This window comes from Gracilinema caldarium DSM 7334 (assembly GCF_000219725.1).
GTDB lineage: Bacteria > Spirochaetota > Spirochaetia > Treponematales > Breznakiellaceae > Gracilinema > Gracilinema caldarium.
Genome location: NC_015732.1, coordinates 2135882 through 2152513 on the forward strand (window position 1 = coordinate 2135882; position 16632 = coordinate 2152513).

The following is a 16632-nucleotide window of genomic DNA, read 5'->3' on the forward strand; positions in this document are numbered from 1 at the left end:
TTAAAATTAAAGCATTTTTATTAATGTAATTCCCTCGGGCACTTTAGTTTCATCAACTAAAATTTGGTAATCATTAAAACTTCTAGGAACAATCGAATTATTCTTTTTATTAGCAGTAATTAAATCAAAAAGTACATGAGCAGGCGCGTTTCCTAATTCAGAATCATGCTTAAATACAAATAATTTTCGAGTAGCCATTTTTCCTCGTGCAGCAGACCTGTCATGCTCGAACATATTGATTAGGGCATCCCAGAATAGTTGTAAATCTTCTTCTGAAAATCCTGTTCCTTTGCTTGGATCATTGGCGAGTCTGGCAGAGATATATCCTTCGGCTCGGTATAAACCATAGGGGACGATGTGTTTACGTCCCATGGTACGTTCTTTTTCTGCTTCTTCAATACGTGTGACAGTTTGTCGAGTAATTGTTACTTCTTGTTGTACAATCGGGTCGATACTACGAGAAAAGTTGATTTGAACTGGGCCACGAACCTGGCCACAGTTATCTCCGGTAGTCATCACTGCCCCAAAGGTACGAACATCAAAAAAATTGGCGCAAATCCAAGCACGAGCACGTTGTATATCATCAATTTTAACATTTTTATCACCAGGGTTCAATTGCAATGCTAAATAAGCTTCTGCATGATTTTGGTTTAAAGGAATCCCTTCCTTTATGTAAATTCTATAACCTGGTGCATCACCTTTAACCATTTCCACATAGTTTCGAATTTTTCGTTTTAGACATACGTCAGTAACAATACCATACCCTGTTTCGGGGTCAATGCGCGGCATGTTACCCGCATCGGGGTCTCCATTCGGATTTCCATTTTCTACATCATAAAAAAGAACAAACTCGTAACGATTAGAAATACCAGCCATAATTACTTCTCCTTCATTCATAATATTCATATTTCTATTACTCTAACAGAGTAATAAACAATTACAGATTGTTATCTTTATTAGATATCAATTCGCATTATTCACCTCCATTACTATCCTTTTTTGGGTAAAACGCTGAGCGTTGATGGTAGTATCCCAGGATAAATACCCCCTGTTCTTCGAGTGTAAACCGTTGTGGAAATGGTTGTGCTTCTAATTTTCCCAATAGAGCCTGGATATTTTTATCAAGCGTTCCACCATACTCAGCTTTTCCTGTCCAGTGATTGGAAAGCCGTAACAATGTTGGGAAAACACTTGCTGGGGTTGCACAAGCAGAGGTAAAGTAGCGATCCTTTATTGTGGCATTTATGTTTTGTCCAATAGCTTCAGCCTGCGCTTTTTCTAGCCATGCGAATAATCGCCCCAACACATATGCGGGATGATCATAACTTTCATTTAGTGACATCTGTAGAGCCTCCTTATAATTATTGTTATCGCCTTGTCGGCGAAACTTACGTATGAGATGCGCCTTTATGTAGGCAGCGCGAATGTAGTTAATTTTGACGCTGCGCCTTCTGCCCTCGTCGTTGGTTTCATCCGTGTCGTGGCGGATGCGGTTGATGAAGGCGGCGTACAAACCTTCGGGGTAGGGCGCACCCGTGAGAATTGCCCGCATGAACGCCCCGCCCAGCAGCGACCAAGACTGTTTAACTTCATCGTCCCGCCGTGTCACTTTGGGTGAAACACACTCTGCAAGGATACGATAAGGGGAGATATAATCAGACTGATTGGCATATTCCTTCACGATTTTCAAATCTTCATAATGCTGCATGATGCGCTCGGCAAACACACCAAAGGGTTCGGTGAGAAAAAAGCGTATTGCCAGTCGCGATACATTGGAAGCCAATCCAAGCACATAGAAACGTGTGTCCTTATCCAACTCTTTGCTCAATGCGGCTAGGTCTATCGCTTTTCCATGTTGCACCGACTCAGCCACCTCACCCAGGGTCCTTTCGCCTTCTTTGTCGCGTTTTCGCTTCTCTTTTGTCTCTTCGGCGGCTACGTCTTCCACCTGCTGGTACTCTGGATTCAGAAGGGCGTAGAAGGCGTCTGAGTAGCGTTTATCGGCTGTGTCTGCCCAGTAAACAACGGTGGTGTCGCCAAGAAAAATGGGTCGATTGGGATTTTGTTCTGATAGGAGATAGTTAAGCGCTACACCGTAGCCTGAAGCCACACGCTGACTAACGGGTGAGTTTAACCCTTGTCCCTTCAAACGGTTATAAGACTCGTAAGCCCGTTCATTAAAACTGACCAACGACGCACCTGTCGGTTGAGCTCCACGCACCCGTTTGATACTTGGATGCAGTCTGGCAATTGGTTCAATTTTGCCTGTCACTAAACATTGCATTTCGACGGCTTCCTGACCAAGTTTGTAATCTTCCCATGCACGTCTGACTTCTGGATCCTGAATCACATCTTTACCTTGCAGCTGAAATATTAAACTACCGCCTTCAAGCAAACCTTCCAATTGTTGAGCAATTACAGGGTGTTGTTGAGCTTTTTGGGGGTTATGTTTTTGTAAGAAAGCGACAACGGCGCGAGCAGCATCACTATTTGCATGGGACAAAATTTCAATGTTAAAATCACGAAAAGCTTCAAACCGCTTTTCTGCGTATTTCGGGTCTTTGGCTTCTTTCTCTGAAATTCCTAGCACATACGGAACGGTATCGCAAAGAAAATTAGCCACAATCCCCGATGATTTCTTTACTTGTTCAGGCACAATCATACGGCGGAAGTTACGTTCCTTTTTACCATCGGGAGACTTGGTCGTAAGTGGTATGATATCCAGCAAATCGCCGTTTGAAGAAAGGTTAAGCGCAAAACTTACGTTTGCCGCACTGTAGCCAGGAGCCGCAATCTCGACTTCAGGGTCATCCAGCAAAATCTTATAGTAATTATAAAGTGCCTGCAAAATCATCGCCGCACCTCCTTGGCTAGTTCACGTACGTCTATAATCCCGTCTTGCATGATGGCGTGATAAAACATCGGCTTGATGTCGCGCGGATTGGAAAAATCCAGATCATAGAGCATCCAGCCGAAATCGCGCTTGCCCTTCATCGGGCTTTTGGGGATGTTGTTCCTGTCCTCGATGGTGGTCACTGTGGCGGGGAACTCGCGGGTCCCCAGGCAGGGGGCGTGAAAGTGCTGTCCCTGCCGAAGACGACGTAAAATAATATTGTAATGCTTTTCCTCTGTTTCACCAGAACCGATCTTTTCGGTTAACTCGAAGTGGGCTTCGATGACATAATCCACATTCTTCAAGACCATTGCGGCGCGCTGTTGGCGGGTTTCAGTGGTGGCGATGTAGAGCGGTTTGTTTGTGCCATTCATCACCTGTAAAACATTATCCACCGAAGCCTTATCGCTCACCTCGTTACGGCGAATATTGGTAAACTCGATGTCGCGCAGGACGTGGATTGTATCTATCACCCAGCGGATAGCAGGTTTCCAATAGACTGCCTCGAGAATACCACGCGCCGCCGACGGAGTGATGACGTCGTAACTGACACGCTCCACTTTCATTTCAGGACGGGTAAACAGGGCATATGGGCCCTGTACACGGATGGTTATGCCATATCCCATTAATACAACCTCCTTATACAAGATTTTTTTAGGATTTGTTTCAGAGTCTCTTTTAAAATCTTAAAACAGTAAACCATCACCACCTCCATTTTCAGGTATTATAAGTCCTTTATCAAAATCATAATATTCTTTCATGTAATCAGGGTTAAGAACGTAATACGTGTCGTCAATGGTCAAAATCACTCCTTTTGAACTGAGTTTGTCGAACTCGGTCGTGAAAATCGAAACCGTGTAGGGCTGAAGTTTCCGCAGGGTAAAAAATGGATAGTCAGTGCTTTTCAACTCTTCAATCAGACTTTGTGCTTCTTCATTGTAGGGGATAATCACCGTCTCGGTCGAATCTTCAATAATTTGGAATTCCCGCGCCGCGGTCTCGTACTTGAACCTGGCGTCTGCGCTGTCGAAACATTCCATAATGCGCTTGACATCGAACGAGATGTTCGGGTCTTGCAGATCATACAGCCGCTCAAAAAATGCACTGATTACAGGAATGGAAATCGGCTCTGCGGCGTGGTCGCGCAAGACCATGCGGGTGACTTCTGCCGATTGTTTCAGGAATGAGGGCGTTTTTTTGATAAACTCTGACTTCGGCTCGAAGACGAACATCTCGCTCACGCCGCGCCGCATCTCACGGTTCACACGTCCCGCCGCCTGATTGATGGAATCCAGCCCCGAGAGAGCGCGGTAGCCAACGGGAAAGTCTAGGTCAATGCCCGCTTCCATCACCGTGGTCGAAACCACACGGCAGGGTTTTCCGCTTGATAGGCGTTCTTTGATTTCTTCCAGTTTGGTGCGGCGGTGGGCAGGACACATCAACGTCGAAAGGTGAAAATTCCCCTCGCCTTCCAAGCCACTGAAAAGTCCGCTGGCGTGGCGGCGGGTGTTGACGATGCACAGGGCTTGCTCGTGCGCGTTCAAGCGGGTGATCAGGTCCTCGTCGGGAAGCGTCCCCACATACTTTACTTCCACTCGCTTGTAGAAGTTGAACAACTCATGCGGGTTTGGTGCGAGTTCCCGCACTTCGGCATTTTCGGGTAAAAAGCGTTCCAGCCCAGGCTGGGTGGCGGTGCAAAAGACCGCGCTCGCACCGTAGTTCGTCACCAGTTCCCATACAGCCGCCATCGCAGGGCGCATGTACTCCCGCGGCAGCATTTGGGCTTCGTCGAAGATAATCACGCTTTTGGCGATGTTGTGCAGTTTACGGCAGCGGGATGACCTGTTGGCAAACAGCGACTCAAAGAACTGTACGTTGGTCGTGACTACAATGGGAATATCCCAGTTTTCCGCCGCCAGTTTGAGTTTGGCAAGCGCGCTGTTGGTGCGGTCATCGGGGTTGTCGCGCTTCTTGCCCTCCCAGTCAAAGTTGGAGTGATGCTCCAGCACCTGCCCTTCACCGAAGATGGTTTTGAACACCTTGGCATTTTGCTCGATAATGGTGGTAAACGGGATGACGTAGATGACGCGCTTCAAGCCATGCTCGGCGGCGTGATGCAGTGCAAATGCCATTGAAGCCAGCGTCTTGCCGCCGCCAGTGGGTACAGTGAGCGAGAAAAATCCAGGCTTTTCATTCATGCCTTTTGCGATACAGGCTTGCAGTATCTCATTGCGCTTGTGGTTGATGTCACTGCTTGGATTTTCAAACTGCTTCAGGTACGCGCCCATCTTATCTCGCAGGGTTGTGATGTCGTCATATCCGCCGCGCGGCTTTGAGCCTTTCATGTAGGTTTCGGTTTCCTGAAAGTCGGCGTCCACAAGTGCAGAGTAAATCATGCGCACCAGAAAAGAAAGCGAAAACCCAAAATAATCTTTCGTAGGCTTATCGGGGAACACCCGCAGGCGCAGCGGCTGAATATTCAAGCGTTTCGGGAACGAAAGTGTGTACAAATCTACTTCGCTCTTGTACGCGCTGTAATCGGGCAGTTGGTTTTTCAAGCGCGCGCAAACAGTTCCGCCCTCCAGGTCGGTTTCATTGCCGTAATCGGGCAAGCCTGTGTGATGTCCCATAATGGGATACACCAGTAAGTGAGCGAATACTTCCTGCGGCGTCCCTTTGAGCAATGCCTTGAGTTCTTTTGCTCCAGCGGTTGAATGCTCCACCCGCGGACCTGTCCCTTCCAGCCGTTTTTGAAACGCGTCGGAATATTTACCCAGATCGTGAATCAGCCCCGCGATATACGCCAGTTCTGCGATATTGGCATCAGCGCAGAAATCGCGCGCCATTTCCGCTGTTTTTTTCAGATGTTCGATGAGGGGCTGCCAGTCTTCGCGGTCTTCACCCTCTCGACGATGGGCAAAAAAGGATGACTTCGGTCCGCTAATATTCCCAATTCCATAAAGTTTTGCAAGCTTCCTCACTTCTCGTTCAAGGGTCTCCCGCAGGTACTTTGGCTCTAGTACTTCGCAGTCTGCACCCCAGCCCCGGATCCAGGGAAGCATTTCCTGTGGTTCTGCAATCTCAGCTTCCCATAAGAGCGAGCCATTATCCTGTTCTGTTATAATTTGGGTAGGATGCCACAGACTTTCTTTCACCCGATAGGCAACCCGTGGCGTAAAGCGCAGTAGTATCCTTTGGGGTTCTTCATCGGTGTACCAGATTCCCCAGGCTTCAGCTAAGAGGGAGCGAGGATCAAAATCCTTTGGAATAGTATAGGGTTCATTTGTTTTTTCTGCCCGTTCAATTCGTTCAACCTTATAGGTCCGTAGTGTTCCTGGCGGTTCGCTTAAACAGATGAGCTGGGTTGTTTGTCCAATTGCATAGGGTTCAATGAAGTAAGGGCTAACAAGATACATAAAGGTTTTACCCATCTTTTCACTGCGGTGCCAGATTTTAACTTTTCGATGATTTGCCCAACCTTCTGTTAAGAGTTCCATGACGCGAACATAGTTGGGATCATCTTTCTGAGAATCGTCATCCATCATGTCAGCAGCAATACTCACATGATGACCTATTTGATCAGCCCATCGCCGCATCGATAGACTTAATTTTCTTAACGCCGATGCGGTATGGGGATTCTTACGATCCATACGGGTGGCCAGAAGCCTGCTTGCAAGATGCAAAGCCATTGCTTCATGCAGGGTTAAATTGAGATTGATAAGACTTGCACTTCTATCTATTTTTAGTTTACCACCATCAATATCATCAATATAAATAGAAGCTGGTAGATCCATGAGATCCCTATTAATCGTTGAACGATCCACCTGGAGTTTCCTTGCAATTTCTGCTTGGGTAAGTCCTTCTGGATGAGCTAAAAGAAGATTTTCAATTTGTAAGAGCCTTGTGGCCTTATTTTCTGCTCTATTCATCAATATACCCCAACATTCTTTTTTGATTATAAACCTACTTTGTTGCAGGTAATGCAACAAAATTAGACAATAGAGTAACAACACGTCTCCAAAAGGATCCTGCCATGACATCAACCTTACATACCCTCCCCTGGTGGAAGCTGGGACCCATTTACCAGATCTATCCTCGCAGTTTTTTAGACACCAATGGGGATGGGGTCGGCGATCTGAAAGGAATCCACCGAAAGGACCTATAGGATCCCCTGGGGATAAAGTACTATCCTTTCCATCCCATCCGGGATCGCTCCCGGCCCCTCCATGTAGTGGACCGACGCCCCCAGCGCAGGCTTTACCGAAGGAAAACCCTGGCTGCCCGTCAATCCTGATTACAAGGAACGAAATGTGGTAGCCCAGATACAGGACCTGGAATCCCTCTTATCCTGGTGTAAGGCCCTTATAGGGTTACGAAAAAAAGAACCGGCCCTGCAGACCGGTTCCATCGAATTACTAAGCTCTTGTATTGATGATGAGGTGCTCGCTTATCGCAGATATGAAGGTGAAAAAGAAAGCTAGTCCAATCGGCTACGACACCCGCCTGGCTCCCTGGGAAGTGACAGTGTACAAATAAGCTGCTAGCTGAGGACCACCCGGCAGTACCGCTTTTTGCCGGCCCGGAGGATAAGTTCATTATCCTTAATTCGATCTAGATTGATGAGATCCGCTACGTCGGTAATCGCTTCCAGGTCTGCCCCGGAGCCATGGGGCAGACCTGCCGACACAAAAGCACCGCCCTGCTGGACGAGCCGCCGGGCCTCGCTTTTCGTCGGGGCCAGGCCGGCATCAAAAAAGAGGTCCACCACCGGGTAGCCTGCCTCGAATTTTGCCCGGGGTAGTTCTACACTGGGCATGGCACTTTTATCGCCGCCGCCGCCAAAGGCGGCCCGGGCTCCAGCGAGGGCCTTATCTGCCTCTTCCTTGCCGTGGATCAGGGCGGTAACCTCGTAGGCAAGCCGTTCCTTGGCTTCGTTCGGGTTTTTCCCGGGAGCAACAAGGGAGCGGATTTCCGCTACAGGGAGGAAAGTAAACATTAAGAGGAACCGTTCTATATCCGCATCCTGAACATTCCGCCAGTACTGGAAGAAATCATAGGGACTCGTGATGGCCGGATCCAGGAAGAGAGCACCCTTTTCAGTTTTACCCATCTTCTTGCCATCCGCGGTGGTCACCAGGGGGAAGGTAAGGCCGAAACATTCAGCCCCTTCGACCCGGCGGATCAGCTCGATACCCGCCACAATATTACCCCACTGGTCGTCGCCTCCAATCTGGAGGCGGCAGTCGTGGCGGCGGTACAGCTCGAGAAAGTCATAGCTCTGGAGAAGCTGATAGTTAAACTCAATAAAGGAAAGGCCTGTTTCCATCCGCATCCGGTAGGCTTCGAAACTGAGCATCCGGTTTACCGAAAAATGCCGTCCTATGTCCCGGAGAAAATCGATATAATTAAGGTCCGAAAGCCAGTGCTTGTTATTATCCGTAAGGGCATGTATACCGTCAAAGCCGCCCAGAAAGCGGTTCAGCTGGGCGCTGATCGATTCCGCATTGGCATCGAGCTGTTCATAGGACAGCATTTTTCGCATTTCGGTTTTTCCCGAGGGGTCCCCGATACGAGCTGTACCGCCACCGATAAGTGCTATACCCCGGTGTCCGGCGGCGATCATGTGTTTAAAGGCAAAAAAGGGCACCATATGCCCGATATGCAGACTTGGCCCTGTGGGATCGGTTCCCACATAAAAGGTGATGGGCCCCTCATCCATAACTTTGGAAAGCCCCTCTACATCGGTACATTGCTGAAAAAAGCCCCGTTCTTTTAAGGTTTCAAGTGCTGCATTCATCGGTATCCATCCTGAAAAGGTAGTAAAAACGGCAGATCCCGCCATGTCAGAAAGAGCTACAACCGGGCTCTACCTCACAGAAAAGCAGTATACAGAAAGGACTCCTATGGGGCAAGGGATGGCAGCAATTTCCTGTTAGGGACAGATCCAGGAAAATTCGGGAAAGACTGCGCTGGGAACCGCCTCCCCCCTGCGGTATTCCTTCAGGGGTCCAAAACGACCATTCTGCAGTACATATTGATACACCGCGCCGGTATCGGAATGAATAATCCAGTATTCCCGCACACCAACCTGTTCATAGAGATTCCGTTTTACCCCAAAATCCTTATGGGCCGTTGTTTCCGAAAGGACCTCTGCCACAAAGTCGGGAGCACCATGAATCCCATCTTCATGAATTTTACTGGCATCGCAGAGGGCAAGCACATCGGGCTGCACCACCGTTTCTCCCGTATCGGAGTCATCCATTAAAAATACATCCAAGGGGGCAATAAAGACTTTACAGGGCTTGCCTTCCAGAAAATTTCCTAACTGCCGAGCTAGATTAAGGACCTTGTCCTGATGGGGAACCCGGGGCGCGGGACTCATGGCATAAGCGACACCATCAATGAGTTCCCAGCGTTCATTGAGGGGCCATTTTTTCCAGTCTGCAATGGTAAACTTTTCCCCCTCTTTCAGGGCACTTGTTCCTTGGGTTTCCATAATGACGAACCTCCTCGCAAAGAGATTATTGGAAACTTCTAAAGGGTGCAGTTTTTAGAAGTTTACCATCACCATACCACCATTATACCCCAAAAAAGAGGTATACAAAAGGGGCGCTCAGTCTTTATACAGGGGGCAAAAATTGATGCCCCGCTGGGCAAAAATTCCCCGGCTCGAACCGCAGTGCCCAGCCTCCAGCCGCCGAAGGAAGTCCTCATAGGAACTGCGGGTTCTGCCGTTCCAGGCGGTCTCTGCCAGAGCAAGGAGCCGGGGAAAGAGCATGTATTCAAGCCGCCGGCCATCCCGGATGTATTCGGTCCAGGCGTTAGCCTGTATGCCCAGGAAACGACCGCTTCGGTCCAGGGATGCATTTTCAAGCGCTCTCCCCTGGCCTGCATCTTGTTCCGGTACACCTTCCAGGTACGCTTCTCTTCCCGATGCACTGCACTGGGCCGTTTCCGTTCCCGATACAGACTCAGGGATATCCGGTTCAATTTCCTCAAAGGGGTCGTACTCATAGATGCGGCGGAGGCTCGCGGCATCGGGATTACGGTAGGCAAGCCCAGGGCTTATACTGCGATCATCGGTTTGCACAAAATCTAGGTAATAGGGAAAATAAGGACTGCGGACAAGCCAGCGGCCTTGAGAAAGGGCCTTAGTCGACTGTTCTGGGATCCAGGCCCGCCAGTGAACCACATTGGCCAGGTTCGGGATTGATGAGTCGAGCACCTCATCCCATCCAAAGACTATTTTTCCCTTTTTGCTCAGGTGCTCTGCAATGGTTGCCACAAAATAACCATGCAGATCGATCCAGTCTGTAAGACCCAGCTCTGCTTTTTTTGCAGCGCATTTCGGACAGCTTTCCCACCGGGTGGTGGGCACTTCATCACCGCCGATATGGACATAGGGGCCCGGAAAGAGTTCGCAGACCTCATCCCAGGCTTTCAGGGCAAAATTTAGGGCGGCGGGGTTTCCCATACAGAGTACATCCTCCGAAATGCCCCATTCGGTCCGAACATAATGGGGCCCCGGTGTACAGGCAAACTCCGGGTGTCCTGCCAGGATTGCCTGGACATGGCCGGGCAGGTCCAGTTCGGGAATCACCGTAATTCCCCGATCCCCTGCAAAGGCCACAATATCCCGGACCTCTTCCTGGGTATAATAGCCGTTCCGGTTCGGATCGCCGCCGGGTCTTGTGGAACCGGAACCAGTGGCTTCTGGCAGGGTTACAAGCTCCAGTCGCCAGCCCTGGTCATCGGTAAGGTGCCAGTGAAAGCGGTTCAGCTTATAAAGCCAGGCCATGCTGAGGATTTTTTTAAGTTCAGGAACCGGCACAAAGTGACGGGCAGAATCTATCATGAGCCCCCGCCATGCAAGTGCTGGTCTGTCCACAATGGTACAGACCGGAAGCTTGAAACGCCAGCCGTCCCATCCCAGGTGGAGCAGCTGCATCAGGGTCGCGAAGGCTGCAGCGGCGCTTTCTACCATGGTGTTGCGTCCTGCTGTGCGAGGAATTACCATTTCTATTCCAGAAGGGGAAATTGTAAGCAGATAGGCTCCCCAGACCACTGCTCCAACACCATCCGCGAGCTCTGAACCGTGCATGCGGGCCTGCTCCACCCAGCTTCGTTCATCAACCTGATGAATATGAAGGGCAATCGTAGGAGCGGCATCCCGTCTGAAATTGGCACCCCAGAGGGGAGTTTCGTCATGGGTCTGCTGTTCGAAGTAGGCGAATTCCTCAGCAGAACTTAAGGGACTCAGAACCGTCTCGCCAAAGGCTGTTATAATTTCATCCCGAAGAGCCCGGAGCTGGGGCAGAAAAAACGAATCGCCGTCGAGGGTCAGGGTAGCGGCATACAGCCTGTCTCCGGTTTCCTGGTAAAACGCCGGCTTGGGGATTATTGCCGGCACAGATGCATAGGCAGCCATAGGGACCTCCATCCATAATAAACCGAGATGAGTATTTAAAATTTAAATGCCCTAGGAGCCTGTCGGACTTGTAAGTTTTTAATAATCTCAGTCAAACTGGCCCCTTTGGAAGTTTCCTCTAACAAGGGTGGGAGCAGTGAGGAATCCTCTGGCATTATTTAGAGCTTAAAAAATCTTGACGCTGGGGACTGAAAACATCCAGAGCTTTAAACTCGGTAACTGCTACCACTCCGTGTATAACATTCGGGGCCACATATATTGAATCGCCCCGAGAAATGCGGCGTGTTTCATTCCCCAGGGTGAAATCAGCTTCCCCTTCCAGTACATAGACAATCTGTTCATGGGGATGACTGTGCAGAGCCCCTACCCCTCCGGGGGCAAAATGCATTTCTGAAGCCATGAGATTGCCCCCATAAGCCTTGATTGTACGCTCAGACGTTGCATCAAGCTTAACTGATTTTAAATCCCTCTCAAAAAAGAACATAAGTACCTCCTCTCAAAACACAAAAAGCAGAGCCAGTCCAGAAACGGCAATAAGTGCTCCCAGAACTTCCCGCAGGGTAAGTCGTTCTTTATAAAGTAAGACCGAGGGGAATACGATGAGGATGGGAGTGAGTCCCATTAAGGTGGCGGCAATACCTGCAGGGGCTCGTTGCACAGCGAAAAGTCCCAGGCTTACTCCCAGGAAGGGACCAAAAAAAGCACCGATACTGAGGGACCTCAGGGCTCGACGATTTGCAAGGGCTTGTACCGGTTCCTTTAATCTGCCCAAGATGAGCGCCATAACAATAAAGCCAATAAACCCTGCAATAACCCGGATTTCTGTAGCCCTCAGGGGATCATAGTGGGGGGCTCCGATTTTTGAAAGAATCAGTCCTCCACTTTGCCCCAGGGCACCCAAGAAGGCAAACACGATACCCCGAAGGCGGTGAGGATGGTTCCGCTGATATGCAAGTGGGTGATCATCCTGGGCACTCTGGGAACCCTTCCCAGCTTCAATATGACCTTTCCCTACAATAACCCAGATAATAGCCCCAACTACAACAAACATCCCCAAGATACCAAGGGGACGTATCTGCTCTCCAAGCAATAGGAAACCCAGCAGAGCTGTTATAAGCGGGGAGGAAACAAAAATTATTTGTGCGGTTCGTGCTCCAATATCGATATAGGATTGAAATAAAAAGATATCACCGAAGACAAAACCCACCAGCCCCGACAAAGTGAGCCAAAACCAAACTTGCTCCCCCGCATCCAGAGGAACTGGCTGACCATGCAGCGCCAGATTGATAGTCATAAAAATAAAAAGAGCCACCGCAAGGCGCAAAATATTCAAGGCTAAAGAGCCGATTCGTTTCGCTGCATTCTCAAAGGCAAGGGCTGTGACTGTCCAGCAGAGAGAGGTCCCCAATGCGGCAAACTCCCCGGGATGGTTTGTAAATATAGTGAACATACTTTCTTTGTATCACAATCGATTCCTCTGGTGCAAGGCCTATTTTTTAAATTGCTTTAGATATTCCCCTAACCCAGCTGCTTCCAGTTCCGATTTGGGAATAAAACGAAGAGAAGCAGAATTCATGCAATACCTGAGACCTGTTGGCTCTGGGCCATCGGTAAATACATGACCCAGGTGGGCTCCGGAAGATTTGGATCGAACTTCCACCCGGTGCATACCAAAGGAAGTATCTTCTATAAATACAAGAGCATTTTTATCCAAAGGTTCCCAGAAGCTTGGCCATCCCGTACCGGAATCGTATTTCGAGTTTGATGAAAAGAGGGGTGTTCTATCAATTACATCAACATAAATGCCTTCCTCATGATTATTCCAGTATGCATTGGCAAAGGGCCTCTCGGTTCCACCTTGAACAGCCACCGCATATTGTTCAGGGCTCAGGGTCTTCCGTAACACTTCGTCCGGCACTACACAAATATTTGCTTCGTCAGCTTTTTTTTGTATCATACAGGCCTCCTTCTCCTTAACAGCCATTCCGACAGCCATTTCTGCAGCCGTTTCGTGAGCCACGCAAGAACTGATTACAACACCAGCAATAATAATCACTATTATTTTCATAAAACTAATATACTATATACCTTACTATTTTAAAAATATTCATCTACAATCAGACCTAAACATTCGTATAGTACCCCTTGCAAAATTCTGCGTACAGGCCCATACTACATGCATGCGACCATTCCACGTTGTAGCGCCCTATGAGCCCGCAGGAGATCAGCCAAAGGCTATTCAGACTCTGGCCCAGGGGGTTTTAGCCGGGGACCAGTACCAGACCCTGAAGGGAGTTACCGGTTCTGGTAAAACCTTTACGATGGCAAAAATTATCGAACAGGTTCAAAAACCGACCCTGGTCATCAGCCATAACAAAACCCTGGCGGCCCAATTATATCGGGAATTTAAGGGGTTTTTCCCCCATAACGCGGTCGAATATTTTGTATCCTACTACGATTACTATCAGCCCGAAGCCTATGTGGCAAGCCGGGACCTCTATATAGAAAAGGATGCTTCAATAAACGATGAGATTGAACGGATGCGGCTTTCGGCTACCCGAAGTCTCATGGAACGGCAGGACGTGATTATCGTGGCCACCGTATCCTGCATTTACGGCCTTGCTACCCCCGAAGTGTACCGAAAAATGACCGCCACGGTAGCGGTAGGAGAAACCATCGATACCAATGCCCTCATGCGGCGCTTTGTAGAACTGCAATATGAACGGAACGATGCGGTGCTGGATCGGGGCCGCTTCCGCCGAAGGGGGGATACCCTGGAAATCTACCCCGCATATCTGGAAGAAGCCTACCGGATCGAGCTCGACTGGGACATGGTGAGCCGGATCCGCCGCTTCGATCCCATTTCCGGCCAGGTGCTGGAAGAACTGGACCGGGCACTCATCTATCCGGCCAAGCAGTTTGTCATGCCCCAGGATATGATTGACCGGGCCCTGGAAAAAATTAAAGCTGAACTGGCAGAGCGCTATGAGTTTTTGCAAAGCACAGGCAAACTCCTGGAAGCAGAACGGCTCAAAACCCGGGTAGAATACGATATTGAGATGCTCACCGAAATGGGCTACTGCCCGGGGATAGAAAACTATTCAGCCCCCCTGGCAGGCCGGGGCCCCGGCGAACCACCGGATACGCTTATCGATTATTTTCCCAAGGACCATCTTACCTTTATCGATGAAAGTCATGTAACCCTGCCACAGATCGGGGCAATGTATGCCGGCGACCGGTCCCGTAAACAGAGCCTTGTGGACTACGGTTTCCGCCTGCCTTCCGCCCTGGATAACCGGCCCCTCCGGTACGATGAATTTGTGGAGCGCCTTGGGGCTACCATCTTTGTCTCCGCAACACCGGGACCCACCGAACTGGAACAATCGACCCAAGTGGTAGAACAGGTAATACGACCCACAGGATTACTGGATCCGGAAATCGAAGTGCGGCCCAGCGATGGCCAGATGGAAGACATTTATGCCGAAATCCGTCAGCGTATCAGTAACGGCGAACGGTCCCTGGTCTTAACCTTAACCAAGAAGATGGCCGAGGATTTAACAGACTACCTGAGCGGCCTGGGGCTCCGGGTCCGGTATATTCACAGCGAAGTAGAAACCATCGAAAGGGTGGAAATACTCACCCAGTTGCGGCAGGGGGACTTTGATGTCCTGGTGGGCATCAACCTCCTTCGGGAAGGGATTGACCTGCCTGAGGTTTCCTTTATTGCCATCCTGGACGCGGATAAAATTGGCTTTCTCAGGTCTGTTACCAGCCTCATTCAGATTATTGGCCGGGCAGCACGGAACGCAGCGGGAAAGGTCATTATGTATGCGGACCGGATGAGCGACGCTATGAAAGCGGCCATCGCAGAAACCGAACGGCGGCGAAGCATTCAAATGGCCTACAACGAAGCCCACGGCATTACCCCCGCCACCGTAAAGAAGGCTATTGCGGATATTCTCGTGCGGCACCAGGAAGAAGAAAAGGCTGCGGCGGTTACCTCGGTGGAAGTTCTGAAAAAATCCTACAATATACTCATCCCTGCCCAACGGCAGCAGTTAATGAAAGCCCTGGAAGCAGAGATGCTGGAACACGCGAAACGGCTTGAATTTGAACAGGCCGCGGCAATTCGGGATGAGATTTCACGGATTAAGAATTTGTCCCAGGGGGAAACACGGGGTCGTCAGGAAGCTGAATCGTAAAGATGGTACCCTGTTCAGGGTTGCTTACATAACTAATGCGGCCCCCCAGATAGTCCTCAACAAAAAGACGGGCCGCATAGGTACCCCAGCCCCTTCCCTTTGCTTTCGTTGAATAGGCGCGCTTAAAGATATTTGCCTGGACTTCTTCGCTGATAACTGCGGGATTTTTTATTTGAATGATCACCGCATCAGACTTAGGAAAACAGCGCAGTTCAACCACATCCCCCGTCTTACAGGCTTCGATGGCATTTTTAACAAGGTTAGACACAACCCGTTTTAAGAGGACCTCATCACTGATGATTTTTTTCTCCCCACAGGGAGTTATCACAACCTGAATTCCCCGTTCTTCCGCCATGTAATTATAGAGGGTCCCCACTTTTTGCAACAAAGAACTGACCGATACAACCGATGCATTCACAGATAAACTGCCATGTTCCGCATCCCAAATGCTCCGGTGGGTCTGAATTTCTTCAGTAAGCTGTTCCGCCGCAATCTTAGCCAGATCCAGGTATTCCCGGACACCACTTTCTTTATCATCGATGAGGTATAACACCGACTGTATCGATGATGCGGTATTTAAAATATCATGCAGAAAAATACGCTCAAAGGTGTCCCGCCGCTGTTCCGCAGAAATATCAATCAGAGCCGCAAGAATAAAGACCTGGTTATGGGTAATAAAGGGCTTGGTCCAGACCAATAGGTCCAGCTGGTCATGGTGCTGAGAACGGGTACGGTCAATCTGGCACTGCTGAAGGTCTATGGCTCCGGAAAGGGCACTGGCTATTCCCTGAGCAGCACCGCAGAAACGGCAGAATTTTGCCGTACCACAACCGCCCGCTGTTTCACGAGCGTGAATACACCCAAAGGCTTCGCCAGGTCTCAATCCAAAGGGATCTCCATGTGGATCTGCTAAAAAAGATTTTGCCTTGGCATTGATGTACACAATCTGGCGATGAACATTAAAAACCATCACTGCAACAGGGAATTCGTACAACAAATCCAAGCCACGGTAGTCTGCAACCCAGTGTTTTTGTTCTTCCAGCTCTGCCCCTGAAACCCGTTCGAAATCCCTGAATGGCAATACAATCGCCTCAGCTTCTAACATGCTA

13 protein-coding genes and 1 pseudogene are annotated in these 16632 nt (G+C 49.4%); 3 read left to right on the forward strand and 11 right to left on the reverse strand.

Features of this window, described 5'->3' with window-relative positions:
* Nucleotides 1–6: 6 nt before the first annotated feature.
* The 4 genes from cas7c to SPICA_RS09810 form a co-directional block, all read right to left on the reverse strand.
* Nucleotides 7–906 (reverse strand): type I-C CRISPR-associated protein Cas7/Csd2, encoded by a 900-nt coding sequence (gene cas7c / locus SPICA_RS09795; protein WP_237255850.1) that lies wholly within the window; start codon nucleotides 904–906, stop codon nucleotides 7–9.
* A 67-nt stretch (nucleotides 907–973) separates the two neighbouring features.
* The gene (gene cas8c / locus SPICA_RS09800) at nucleotides 974–2854 is read right to left on the reverse strand and encodes a type I-C CRISPR-associated protein Cas8c/Csd1 (RefSeq protein WP_013969347.1); all 1881 of its coding nucleotides are present in this window, start codon (nucleotides 2852–2854) and stop codon (nucleotides 974–976) included.
* Complete coding sequence (gene cas5c / locus SPICA_RS09805) at nucleotides 2851–3519, reverse strand: type I-C CRISPR-associated protein Cas5c (RefSeq protein WP_013969348.1); 669 nt, start codon at nucleotides 3517–3519, stop codon at nucleotides 2851–2853. Before cas5c ends, cas8c begins: the two co-directional genes overlap by 4 nt.
* Nucleotides 3520–3579: 60 nt before the next feature.
* Complete coding sequence (locus tag SPICA_RS09810; RefSeq protein ID WP_013969349.1) at nucleotides 3580–6822, reverse strand: CRISPR-associated helicase/endonuclease Cas3; 3243 nt, start codon at nucleotides 6820–6822, stop codon at nucleotides 3580–3582.
* Nucleotides 6823–6926: 104 nt separating this feature from the next.
* Between SPICA_RS09810 and SPICA_RS15825 the strand changes: the two genes are divergently transcribed.
* Together SPICA_RS15825 and SPICA_RS15470 are read left to right on the forward strand one after the other, a co-directional pair.
* Nucleotides 6927–7058 (forward strand): alpha-amylase family glycosyl hydrolase, encoded by a 132-nt coding sequence (locus tag SPICA_RS15825; RefSeq protein WP_257720280.1) that lies wholly within the window; start codon nucleotides 6927–6929, stop codon nucleotides 7056–7058.
* A gap of 79 nt (nucleotides 7059–7137) precedes the next feature.
* A pseudogene (locus tag SPICA_RS15470) lies at nucleotides 7138–7374 on the forward strand (alpha-amylase family glycosyl hydrolase); the annotation flags it as partial.
* Nucleotides 7375–7433: 59 nt separating this feature from the next.
* Here the strand turns inward: SPICA_RS15470 and tyrS are convergent.
* The 6 genes from tyrS to msrB all read right to left on the reverse strand — a co-directional run bounded on the left by tyrS (nucleotide 7434) and on the right by msrB (nucleotide 13389).
* Nucleotides 7434–8690, reverse strand: a complete 1257-nt coding sequence (gene tyrS, locus SPICA_RS09815; RefSeq protein ID WP_013969350.1) for a tyrosine--tRNA ligase — start codon at nucleotides 8688–8690, stop codon at nucleotides 7434–7436.
* A gap of 135 nt (nucleotides 8691–8825) precedes the next feature.
* Nucleotides 8826–9389, reverse strand: a complete 564-nt coding sequence (locus SPICA_RS09820) for a Uma2 family endonuclease (protein ID WP_013969351.1) — start codon at nucleotides 9387–9389, stop codon at nucleotides 8826–8828.
* Nucleotides 9390–9506: 117 nt separating this feature from the next.
* Entirely contained in the window at nucleotides 9507–11321 is a 1815-nt protein-coding gene (locus SPICA_RS14915; RefSeq protein WP_013969352.1) for a beta-N-acetylhexosaminidase, read from the reverse strand.
* Nucleotides 11322–11475: 154 nt separating this feature from the next.
* Nucleotides 11476–11805: a cupin domain-containing protein gene (locus SPICA_RS09830; protein ID WP_013969353.1), complete on the reverse strand. Its 330-nt coding sequence runs from the start codon at nucleotides 11803–11805 to the stop codon at nucleotides 11476–11478.
* A 12-nt stretch (nucleotides 11806–11817) separates the two neighbouring features.
* Nucleotides 11818–12771, reverse strand: coding sequence for a DMT family transporter (locus tag SPICA_RS09835; protein ID WP_013969354.1), 954 nt, complete (start codon nucleotides 12769–12771; stop codon nucleotides 11818–11820).
* 39 nt (nucleotides 12772–12810) lie between these two features.
* Nucleotides 12811–13389 (reverse strand): peptide-methionine (R)-S-oxide reductase MsrB, encoded by a 579-nt coding sequence (gene msrB, locus SPICA_RS09840; protein WP_013969355.1) that lies wholly within the window; start codon nucleotides 13387–13389, stop codon nucleotides 12811–12813.
* A gap of 112 nt (nucleotides 13390–13501) precedes the next feature.
* Here msrB and uvrB point away from each other — a divergent pair, with 112 nt between their 5' ends.
* Nucleotides 13502–15523 carry an excinuclease ABC subunit UvrB gene (uvrB, locus tag SPICA_RS09845; protein WP_013969356.1) on the forward strand — a complete coding sequence of 674 codons (2022 nt, stop codon included), beginning with the start codon at nucleotides 13502–13504 and terminating at the stop codon, nucleotides 15521–15523.
* Here the strand turns inward: uvrB and SPICA_RS09850 are convergent.
* On the reverse strand, nucleotides 15471–16628 hold the full coding sequence (locus SPICA_RS09850; RefSeq protein WP_013969357.1) for a sensor histidine kinase: 1158 nt from the start codon (nucleotides 16626–16628) through the stop codon (nucleotides 15471–15473). The two genes, uvrB and SPICA_RS09850, sit on opposite strands and share 53 nt — an antisense overlap.
* Between the last annotated feature and the right edge of the window lie 4 nt (nucleotides 16629–16632).

Coding starts and splice junctions, on each gene's coding strand:
- cas7c (WP_237255850.1), bottom strand. CDS start 906: ATGAATATTATGAATGAAGGAGAAGTAATTATGGCTGGTATTTCTAAT.
- cas8c (WP_013969347.1), bottom strand. CDS start 2,854: ATGATTTTGCAGGCACTTTATAATTACTATAAGATTTTGCTGGATGAC.
- cas5c (WP_013969348.1), bottom strand. CDS start 3,519: ATGGGATATGGCATAACCATCCGTGTACAGGGCCCATATGCCCTGTTT.
- SPICA_RS09810 (WP_013969349.1), bottom strand. CDS start 6,822: ATGAATAGAGCAGAAAATAAGGCCACAAGGCTCTTACAAATTGAAAAT.
- SPICA_RS15825 (WP_257720280.1), top strand. CDS start 6,927: ATGACATCAACCTTACATACCCTCCCCTGGTGGAAGCTGGGACCCATT.
- tyrS (WP_013969350.1), bottom strand. CDS start 8,690: ATGAATGCAGCACTTGAAACCTTAAAAGAACGGGGCTTTTTTCAGCAA.
- SPICA_RS09820 (WP_013969351.1), bottom strand. CDS start 9,389: ATGGAAACCCAAGGAACAAGTGCCCTGAAAGAGGGGGAAAAGTTTACC.
- SPICA_RS14915 (WP_013969352.1), bottom strand. CDS start 11,321: ATGGCTGCCTATGCATCTGTGCCGGCAATAATCCCCAAGCCGGCGTTT.
- SPICA_RS09830 (WP_013969353.1), bottom strand. CDS start 11,805: ATGTTCTTTTTTGAGAGGGATTTAAAATCAGTTAAGCTTGATGCAACG.
- SPICA_RS09835 (WP_013969354.1), bottom strand. CDS start 12,771: ATGTTCACTATATTTACAAACCATCCCGGGGAGTTTGCCGCATTGGGG.
- msrB (WP_013969355.1), bottom strand. CDS start 13,389: ATGAAAATAATAGTGATTATTATTGCTGGTGTTGTAATCAGTTCTTGC.
- uvrB (WP_013969356.1), top strand. CDS start 13,502: ATGCGACCATTCCACGTTGTAGCGCCCTATGAGCCCGCAGGAGATCAG.
- SPICA_RS09850 (WP_013969357.1), bottom strand. CDS start 16,628: ATGTTAGAAGCTGAGGCGATTGTATTGCCATTCAGGGATTTCGAACGG.